The sequence below is a fragment of the Rhodococcus sp. (in: high G+C Gram-positive bacteria) genome (genome assembly GCF_049591685.1).
Taxonomy (GTDB): domain Bacteria; phylum Actinomycetota; class Actinomycetes; order Mycobacteriales; family Mycobacteriaceae; genus Rhodococcoides.
Genome location: NZ_JBAWFH010000257.1, coordinates 1 through 8,962, shown reverse-complemented (window position 1 = coordinate 8,962; position 8,962 = coordinate 1). Strand labels below are relative to the sequence as shown.

8 protein-coding genes are annotated in these 8,962 nt (G+C 64.4%); all 8 read left to right on the top strand.

Annotated features, from left to right (window positions below; all coding sequences use genetic code 11):
* A partial coding sequence (locus WBQ44_RS10920) for an HAD-IIA family hydrolase (protein ID WP_495566708.1) occupies positions 1–963 on the top strand: 963 nt, incomplete at its 5' end.
* A 52-nt stretch (positions 964–1,015) separates the two neighbouring features.
* Positions 1,016–1,231, top strand: a complete 216-nt coding sequence (locus WBQ44_RS10915; protein ID WP_495566707.1) for a hypothetical protein — start codon at positions 1,016–1,018, stop codon at positions 1,229–1,231.
* 1 nt (position 1,232) lies between these two features.
* Entirely contained in the window at positions 1,233–2,060 is an 828-nt protein-coding gene (locus WBQ44_RS10910) for a TlyA family RNA methyltransferase (RefSeq protein ID WP_495566706.1), read from the top strand.
* 66 nt (positions 2,061–2,126) lie between these two features.
* The gene (locus WBQ44_RS10905; RefSeq protein WP_495566705.1) at positions 2,127–3,086 is read left to right on the top strand and encodes an NAD kinase; all 960 of its coding nucleotides are present in this window, start codon (positions 2,127–2,129) and stop codon (positions 3,084–3,086) included.
* 2 nt (positions 3,087–3,088) lie between these two features.
* Positions 3,089–4,855 carry a DNA repair protein RecN gene (gene recN / locus WBQ44_RS10900; protein WP_495566704.1) on the top strand — a complete coding sequence of 589 codons (1,767 nt, stop codon included), beginning with the start codon at positions 3,089–3,091 and terminating at the stop codon, positions 4,853–4,855.
* Positions 4,856–4,968: 113 nt separating this feature from the next.
* The gene (gene steA, locus WBQ44_RS10895; RefSeq protein ID WP_495566709.1) at positions 4,969–6,153 is read left to right on the top strand and encodes a putative cytokinetic ring protein SteA; all 1,185 of its coding nucleotides are present in this window, start codon (positions 4,969–4,971) and stop codon (positions 6,151–6,153) included.
* Positions 6,150–7,094 (top strand): copper transporter, encoded by a 945-nt coding sequence (locus tag WBQ44_RS10890; protein ID WP_495566703.1) that lies wholly within the window; start codon positions 6,150–6,152, stop codon positions 7,092–7,094. Before steA ends, WBQ44_RS10890 begins: the two co-directional genes overlap by 4 nt.
* Before the next feature lie 153 nt (positions 7,095–7,247).
* The coding region (gene pyrG / locus WBQ44_RS10885; protein WP_495566702.1) for a CTP synthase at positions 7,248–8,962 on the top strand (1,715 nt) is incomplete at its 3' end.

The window sequence follows — 8,962 nt, the reverse complement described above, 5'->3', positions numbered from 1 at the left end:
CTTCTACTGGACTTGGACGGCACTGTCTATCAGGGTGCAGATCCGATCGTCGGTGCGGTCGAGGCGCTCAGCGGTGGAGTCGAGAAGCAGTATTTTGTCACCAACAACGCGAGTCGCTCGCCGTCTGATGTCGCCGAGCACCTTCGTGAACTCGGGTTCGATACCTCGGAGGACTTCGTCGTCACCAGCGCCCAGGTCGCAGCACGCATGCTTGCCGACCGGGTACCGGCAGGATCGTCGGTCGTCGTGGTGGGCACGGAGGCGCTGGCGCGTGAAATCGAATTCGTAGGGCTTGTTCCGGCCCGTAGTGCGGCGAACGCCCCGACCGCTGTCGTGCAGGGGCACAACCCCGGTACCGATTGGGGGATCCTCGCCGAGGCTGCGTTCGCCATCCGCGGAGGTGCGGTGTGGGTCGCAACCAACACCGACGCGACATTGCCGACCGAGCGCGGGTTGGCCCCGGGCAATGGATCCATGGTCGCCGCAGTCCGTACCGCTACCGGTGCAGAACCGCTCGTGGCGGGAAAGCCGGCAGCGCCGATCATGCAGGATGCCATCCGGTTGAGCGGAGCCACGCGGCCCCTGGTTGTCGGCGACAGGCTTGACACCGATATCGCCGGCGCGAATGCGACCGGAATACCGTCGCTGTTGGTGCTGACCGGGGTCAGCAGCGCGCTCGACGTACTCCGAGCGATCGAGTCCGAGCGTCCGACACATATCGCGTTCGACCTCAACGCACTGAACGGCTCCGCCGACGCGTCCGTCGTGGGCGCAAAGGACGGCTGGTCGGTGTCCATCGAACGCCGCGTGTTGACTATTACGCACGATGGTGTGTCCGCTATGACCACGGTCGACGGGCTGTTGACGGCAGCGGAGTACGCCTGGGCTCACGGCGGCGACTGGGACGACGTGGTGGTCGATGGGCCGGGTACCGAGGAATTGCGCCGGCTGATCGCTCGGTGACCGAGGAATGCGCTCGGACACCGGTTCGATCAATCCGATAGCGTTGTCTGCGATGAGCGCGTCAATTCCACTACCAGGACAGCATCGACCGCACAATGCCGAAGCACCTGCGGTCGATCCTGCAGCGGTCGAGACCGAAGTCGATACGCTGCTGGACCGTCTTCCGGCCGACGGTGATGCGCCCATGGACATGAATGTTCAGGCGCAGATCCTCGAGCGCGCTCACGAGATCCTCGTACAGGCGTTGTCGTCTGTGGACAAGAGCTGACATGGCACGACGCGCACGCGTCGATGCCGAACTCGTTCGTCGGGGTTTGGCTCGTTCACGCGAACATGCGGTGGAATTGATCGACGCGGGGCGCGTCAAGATTTCTGGAACCGTGGCCACCAAGCCCGCGACTGCCGTCGAAGCCGGAACGCCGCTCGTGGTCTCCGCTGAGGACAACGAGGTGCAGTGGGCATCACGTGGAGCGCACAAAATGCTGGGAGCGCTCGACGTCTTCGAGCGCGACGGGTTCTCGGTGCAGGGGAAGCGCTGTCTCGATGCGGGCGCATCCACGGGTGGTTTCACCGATGTTCTGTTGAGCCGAGGCGCGCGTGAGATCGTGGCCGTCGATGTCGGCTACGGTCAGCTCGTGTGGCGGCTACAGTCCGACGATCGAGTGCATGTCGTGGATCGCACCAACGTGCGGTCCATCGATGCCGACGCCATCGGCGGCACCGTGGAGGTAGTCGTCGCGGACCTGTCGTTCATTTCCCTGAAGCTCGTTCTCCCTGCGTTCGTGGCGTGTTCCGACGCGGGCACAGACATGGCCCTCATGGTCAAGCCGCAATTCGAGGTGGGCAAAGACCGGGTCGGCTCGGGAGGGGTCGTACGGGATCCCGTGCTGCGGGCACAGTCGGTCATCGAGGTGGCGGAATCCGCGGCGGGTCTCGGGTTGGCTCTGCGTGGAGTGACCGCGAGCCCCCTTCCAGGGCCGTCCGGCAACGTCGAATACTTCCTCTGGCTTCGATCGACATCCGGCGCGAGCTGCGACTCCGCCGAGCGCGATGTCGCAGCACTGGTGCATCATGCAGTCGAGGAGGGGCCACAGTGACAGCTACCGTCTTTCCCACGACCACACGACTATCGAAGGGACAGCAGTGACAACGGAGGGAACACTGTGACAACCGATGTGTCGCAGTCGCAGCCGGTCCGCGAGGTACTGTTGGTCGCTCACCCGGGTCGACGAGACATCGCCGATACCGCTCGTCGTGTCGGCAAGGTGTTCGGCGAGGCCGGGCTACGACTACGGGTGTTGCTCGACGAAATCGACTCGAGTCGCATCGAGGCCATCGGAGCCGAGGGCACCGACACGAATCTGAGTGACGATCTCGACTTGAACGTCGTCGAGTTCGGCCCCGACGCTGCCCTGGGCTGCGAGCTCGTGCTGGTACTGGGAGGGGACGGCACGTTCCTGAGAGCTGCGGAGCTCGCCAAGGGTGCCGGCATACCCGTTCTCGGCATCAACCTGGGCCGTATCGGTTTCCTCGCCGAGGCCGAGGCGGTGAACCTCGAAGACGCCCTCGCACGGGTTGTCAGTCGCGACTACCGCATCGAAGAGCGAATGACGTTGGACATTTCCGTCCGAGTCGGCGATCGAGTGGTCGAGCGTGGCTGGGCACTCAACGAAGCGAGTATCGAGAACGGCTCCCGTCTCGGCGTGCTCGAAGTTGTCCTCGAGGTCGATGACCGCCCGGTGTCGGCGTTCGGCTGCGACGGAGTACTCGTTGCCACTCCCACCGGATCTACGGCGTACGCGTTCTCGGCCGGCGGCCCCGTCGTGTGGCCCGAGCTTGAAGCCATTCTCGTCATTCCCAGCAACGCGCATGCGTTGTTCGCGCGGCCGTTGGTCACCAGTCCCGAGTCGTTGATTGCCGTCGAGACCGACGCGGGCGGCCATGACGCGCTCGTATTCTGCGACGGCAGGCGAACATTGAAGCTACCGGCGGGCGGACGCGTCGAAGTCGTTCGTGGGGCCGCACCGATCAAGTGGGTTCGTCTGGATTCAGCGCCGTTCGCAGACCGAATGGTGACCAAGTTCGCGTTGCCCACCACGGGATGGCGGGGGAGAGCGAGGTAATCATGCTCGAAGAAATTCGAATCGACAGCCTCGGAGTCATTTCATCTGCAAGTGCACAGTTTCACGAGGGCTTGACTGTTCTCACCGGTGAGACGGGCGCGGGTAAGACGATGGTCGTCACCAGCCTGCACTTGCTGTCGGGCGCGCGGGCCGATGCCGGACGTGTTCGGCTGGGCGCGGATCGTGCGGTCGTCGAGGGTCGTTTCAGCACCGAAACCGCGTCGTCTCAGGTTGTCGACGAGGTGGAGAGAGTACTCGAGTCGGCGGGGGCGCAACGGGACGAGGATGATTCCATCATCGCCCTGCGAACGGTCAACGCCGACGGTCGCTCTCGTGCTCACCTCGGCGGACGAAGCGTTCCCGCAGCGGTTTTGTCCGGCTTCACCGATCCACTGCTCACGGTGCACGGCCAGAACGATCAGCTGCGCCTCCTGCGTGCCGACCGGCAGCTCGAGGCACTCGACCGTTTCGCCGGTGACACGGTGGCCGGCCCACTGAAGAAGTATCGCGCCGCACGAACCGACTGGCTGGCGGCACGCACCGAGCTCATCGACCGAACGGAACGAAGCCGAGAGCTCGCGCAGGAGGCGGATCGTCTGCAGTTCGGCCTGCAGGAGATCGACGCAGTGGCCCCGGAGCCGCAGGAAGACGTCACCATCGCCGCCGATGTGCGTCGGCTCGGTGACCTCGACTCGCTGCGGGAGTCCGCGGAGGGTGCCGGAGCCGCGCTGGTCGGTGCTGCCGACGACACGGGTGAGGCAATGTCGGCGTTGCATCTTCTCGGTGAAGCTCGTACCCGGCTCGAGAGCGTCGACGACTCGATCCTCACGGACGTGCTTCCGCGTCTGAAGGAGGCAATGGTGGTGGTTGCCGATGTCGGGGCCGACATCACCTCTTACCTTGCTGATTTGCCGTCGGATCCGGGTGCGCTCGATACCCTTCTCAACCGTCAGGCCGAATTGAAGGGTCTGACGCGCAAGTACGCTGCGGACGTCGACGGCGTCATCGCGTGGGCCGAAGAGGCACGCCAGCGGTTGTCGAAGATCGACGTGTCCGCCGATGCCCTTGCCGATCTCTCCGTGCGCGTCGAGGAAACCTCCGCTGAGGTCGTCGCAGCGGCGCGCAAGCTCACTGCCGCTCGGAGCAAGGCCGCGGCCAAGCTCGCCAAAGCCGTCAGTGCCGAGCTCGCCGGCCTCGCCATGGGCAAGGCCAAACTTCAGCTGGATCTGCGCTCGGTTTCTGCGGGTCCCCAGGACTCCGCCCCGCTGTCCATCGACGGGGCCGAAGTGCACGCCGGTCAAAGCGGAGTCGACGAGGTCGAATTCAAGCTGTCGGCTCACGACGGCGCGCAGGCGCTGTCGATCAGCAAAAGTGCGTCGGGCGGTGAGCTATCGCGCGTGATGCTGGCTCTCGAAGTGGTGCTCGCAGGCTCCGACAAGGGCGCCACGATGGTGTTCGACGAGGTCGATGCGGGCGTCGGTGGTCGTGCGGCCGTCGAAGTCGGCAGGCGGCTGGCCAAGTTGGCGCGCACACACCAGGTCATCGTCGTCACTCACCTTCCGCAAGTGGCTGCGTTCGCCGACACACATCTGGTCGTGGACAAGGCGGATTCGAAGAAGGGCGCCGCCAACAGCGGTGTGAAGACGCTGACGGCGTCGGAACGTGTGGTGGAGCTCGCGCGGATGCTCGCAGGTCTCGACGACACCGAGACCGGTCGGGCGCACGCCGAGGAGCTGCTGGCGACGGCCAGATCGGCGCGGTCCGACTGACCGACGCGCTCGCCTGATGAGGCTCGAGACAGTTGGTGCTCGTGTGAACAGTGTGGTAGTTGTTTCGGCGCGCCTCCGCCGTCGGGCGTGTCGTCGGCGTCATCATGGGTTCCATGAAGATGCCGGCTCTGCTCACACGTAGTCAGGACTCGCTGCCCGGAATCAGTGGTATCGCTCGGGTCGATCGCAACACCGCCAAGCTGCTCAAACGCGTCGGCCCCGGTGACATCGTCGTACTCGACGAGCTCGACCTGGATCGTCTGACTGCGGACGCCCTCGTCGAAGCCGGTGTTCTGGCGGTGGTCAACGCGTCGCCGTCTATCTCGGGCCGATATCCCAATCTGGGTCCGGAGGCCATCGTGGCCAACGGCATCGTTCTCATCGACTCCGCTGGGTCCGAGGTCTTCAAAAAGATCAAGGACGGCAGCAAGATTCGGCTCAACGAGGGCGGCATCTACACCGGCGACCGCCGCCTCGCCAAGGGCGATGAACAGAGTGAAGCCGAGATTTCCGACAAGATGATCGAAGCCAAGACCGGTTTGGTGGATCACCTGGAGGCGTTCTCCGGTAACACCATCGAGTTCATTCGGACCGAAAGCCCACTGCTGATCGACGGTGTCGGCGTTCCGGACATCGACATCGTTCTGCAGGATCGCCACGTCGTGGTTGTGGCAGACGGACCCGGTCACGCCGAGGACCTCAAAGCTCTCAAGCCGTTCATCAAGGAATATCAACCGGTCATCATCGGGGTCGGTGCCGGGGCCGACACTGCGATGAAAGCTGGTTACCGGCCCGATCTAATCGTCGGTGATCCCGAGGACATCACTGCCCAGACGCTGAAATGCGGTGCTGAGGTGGTCCTTCCGGCCGATTCGGACGGTCATGCGAACGGACTCGAGCGCATTCAGGATCTCGGTATCGGTGCCATGACATTCCCCGCCACCGGTGCGCCCGCGGATCTTGCGCTGCTTCTCGCCGATCATCACGGTGCGTCGCTCATCGTCACCGTCGGCAGCCCGGCCAGCCTCGACGAATTCTTCGATCGTGGTCGGCGCAACACCAATCCCGCTGCGTTCATGACCCGGCTCAAGGTGGGCGCCAAGCTCGTCGACGCCAAAGCTGTTGCGACGCTGTATCGCAGCCGCGTGTCCGGCGGTGCGTTCGCGCTGCTGATTCTTGCCGCGCTGGTTGCGGTGATCGTTGCCCTGGTGGTGTCCAACATGGGCGGCGAAGTTCTCGATTGGGCAGTAGCCATGTGGAACTCGTTCGCTACGTGGGTCCAGGGGTTGCTCGCGTGATTTCAATGCGCCAACATGCGATTTCGATCGCGGCGATCTTCATCGCCCTGGCCGTCGGAGTGGTTCTCGGTTCGGGCCTGCTGTCGAGTGGTCTCGTATCAGGACTCCGCGACGACAAGTCCGATCTCGAAAACGAAGTCGGCGCGCTGCAGAACGAAAACAACCAGCTCACCGAACAGCTCAATTCGGCCGACGGCTTCGACGCGGCCGTGGCGGGTCGAGTCGTTCGTGACGCTCTGGCGAGCCGCAGTGTCGTCGTCGTCACGACACCCGACGCCGATCCAGGAGACGTCGACGGTGTGACCCGGTCCATCGAGTCGTCGGGTGCGGCAGTGACCGGCCGTGTGTCGCTTACGGATTCGTTCGTCTCCGCGGCGAGCGGCGACGACCTTCGTACCCGTCTGACCAACGTCGTGCCTGCTGGTATTCAACTGCGTACCGGCGCCGTCGATCAGGGAAGTCTTGCCGGCGATCTGCTGGGGTCGGTGCTGCTGCTGAACCCGGAGACGGCCGAGCCGCAGTCCTCGCCGGAAGAGTTGTCGCTTGCGCTCGAAACGCTGCGCAGCGGCGGTTTCATCGCGTACGACAACGGAGCTGTCGCGCCTGCTCAACTCGCAGTCGTTGTCACCGGTGGCAACGCGGGGGATCAGGACGGCAATCGTGGCGCCATCGTCGCGCGCTTTGCCGGAGGATTGGATGCACGCGGAGCGGGCACCGTACTCGCAGGTCGCACCGGCGCCGCGGACGGCAACGGCCCGGTCGCCGTCGTACGTGCGGATGCGGCGTTGTCCGCGGGGGTGAGCACCGTCGACAATGCCGATCGTGAGGCCGGTCGGATCACCACGACTCTCGCTCTGCAGGAGCAGCTGGACGGCGCTGCGGGTCGATACGGCACAGGCCCCAACTCGACCGCGGTCACCGTCGGCGCACCGGCCCGTTGATCACGAGCGGTGTATTTCGCGCGTCGTTCGCGGTGAACGGCCCAAAGGTGTTACCGTGAAGTCCCGTGGGTAGCAGGCCCATTATCGGCGTATTACCTCTCTTGCCAGCTCTCTGGTGGGAGCAAGCCCTGCAGATTGGTCACGGGAGCATCATTGTCACGCCTTCAGTCGCGATCTGACACAAAGCACATCTTCGTCAGCGGGGGCGTTGCGTCCTCGCTCGGCAAAGGCCTTACGGCGTCGAGCCTCGGCCAGCTACTGACAGCACGCGGCCTTCGCGTCACCATGCAGAAGCTCGATCCGTACCTCAACGTCGATCCGGGCACCATGAATCCCTTCCAGCACGGTGAAGTATTCGTGACGGAAGACGGCGCCGAAACCGACCTCGACGTCGGCCACTACGAGCGCTTCCTCGACCGCGATCTGTCCGGCTTCGCAAACGTGACCACCGGGCAGGTGTATTCAGCCGTCATCGCCAAGGAGCGTCGTGGCGAGTACCTCGGAGACACCGTCCAGGTCATTCCGCACATCACGGACGAAATCAAGAGCCGCATTCTCGCGATGAACGGGCCCGACCTGCAGGGGCACCAGCCCGACGTCGTGATCACCGAGATCGGCGGCACCGTCGGCGACATCGAGTCGCAGCCGTTCCTCGAGGCCGCTCGTCAGGTCCGCCACGACGTTGGACGCGAGAACGTCTTCTTCCTGCATGTCTCGCTTGTTCCGTTCCTTGCGCCTTCCGGTGAGCTCAAGACCAAGCCCACGCAGCATTCGGTCGCCGCGTTGCGCAGCATCGGCATTCAGCCCGACGCGTTGATCCTTCGATGCGACCGTGAGGTCACGCCGGGCCTGAAGAACAAGATCGCGCTGATGTGCGACGTCGATGTCGACGGCTGCATCTCCACACCCGATGCACCCTCCATCTACGACATTCCGAAGGTTCTCCACAAGGAGGGTCTCGACGCCTATGTCGTCCGCAAGCTCGGTCTCCCGTTCCGTGACGTCGACTGGACGGTGTGGGGCGGACTGCTCGAACGGGTGCACGAGCCTCGTGAGACGGTTCGCGTCGGCCTCGTGGGCAAGTACGTCGATCTGCCCGACGCGTACTTGTCGGTCACCGAGGCCCTACGTGCCGGCGGGTTCGCGCACCGTGCCAAGGTCGAAATCAAGTGGGTGCCGTCCGACGAGTGCCAGACGCCGGCAGGAGCGCAAGCCGCGTTGGGCGATGTCGACGCCGTGCTCATTCCCGGTGGTTTCGGTATTCGCGGCATCGAGGGCAAGCTCGGCGCCATCGAATATTCGCGCACGCGCAAGGTGCCGCTGTTGGGCCTGTGCCTGGGCCTGCAGTGCATGGTCATCGAAGCGGCGCGATCGGTCGGCCTGACCGATGCCAACTCGGCAGAGTTCGAACCCGATACCGAGCACGCCGTCATCTCGACGATGGCAGACCAGGAAGACGCCGTTGCGGGCGAAGCCGACTTGGGCGGCACGATGCGGCTCGGTGCCTACCCGGCCACGTTGAAGAAGGGCTCGGTCGTCGCCGGTGCCTACGGCTCGACCGAGGTCTCCGAGCGTCACCGGCACCGCTACGAGGTGAACAACATCTACCGGGACCAGATCTCGAAGAGCGGTCTCGTTTTCAGTGGCACTTCACCCGACGGGCATCTCGTGGAGTTCGTCGAGTTGCCGGCGTCGGCGCACCCGTTCTTCGTCGGAACGCAGGCGCATCCGGAGCTGAAGAGCCGACCGACTCGCCCGCATCCGTTGTTCGCTGCGTTGATCAACGCAGCCTTGAAATACAAAGCGGCAGAACGTCTTCCTGTCGACGTTCACGGTGACGATACGCCTGGGGCTTCGGAGTTCCCAGT

Excerpts from the sequence above, each read along its gene's own strand:
- steA (WP_495566709.1), top strand. The coding sequence starts at position 4,969 with ATGAAGATGCCGGCTCTGCTCACACGTAGTCAGGACTCGCTGCCCGGA.
- WBQ44_RS10915 (WP_495566707.1), top strand. The coding sequence starts at position 1,016 with ATGAGCGCGTCAATTCCACTACCAGGACAGCATCGACCGCACAATGCC.
- WBQ44_RS10910 (WP_495566706.1), top strand. The coding sequence starts at position 1,233 with ATGGCACGACGCGCACGCGTCGATGCCGAACTCGTTCGTCGGGGTTTG.
- recN (WP_495566704.1), top strand. The coding sequence starts at position 3,089 with ATGCTCGAAGAAATTCGAATCGACAGCCTCGGAGTCATTTCATCTGCA.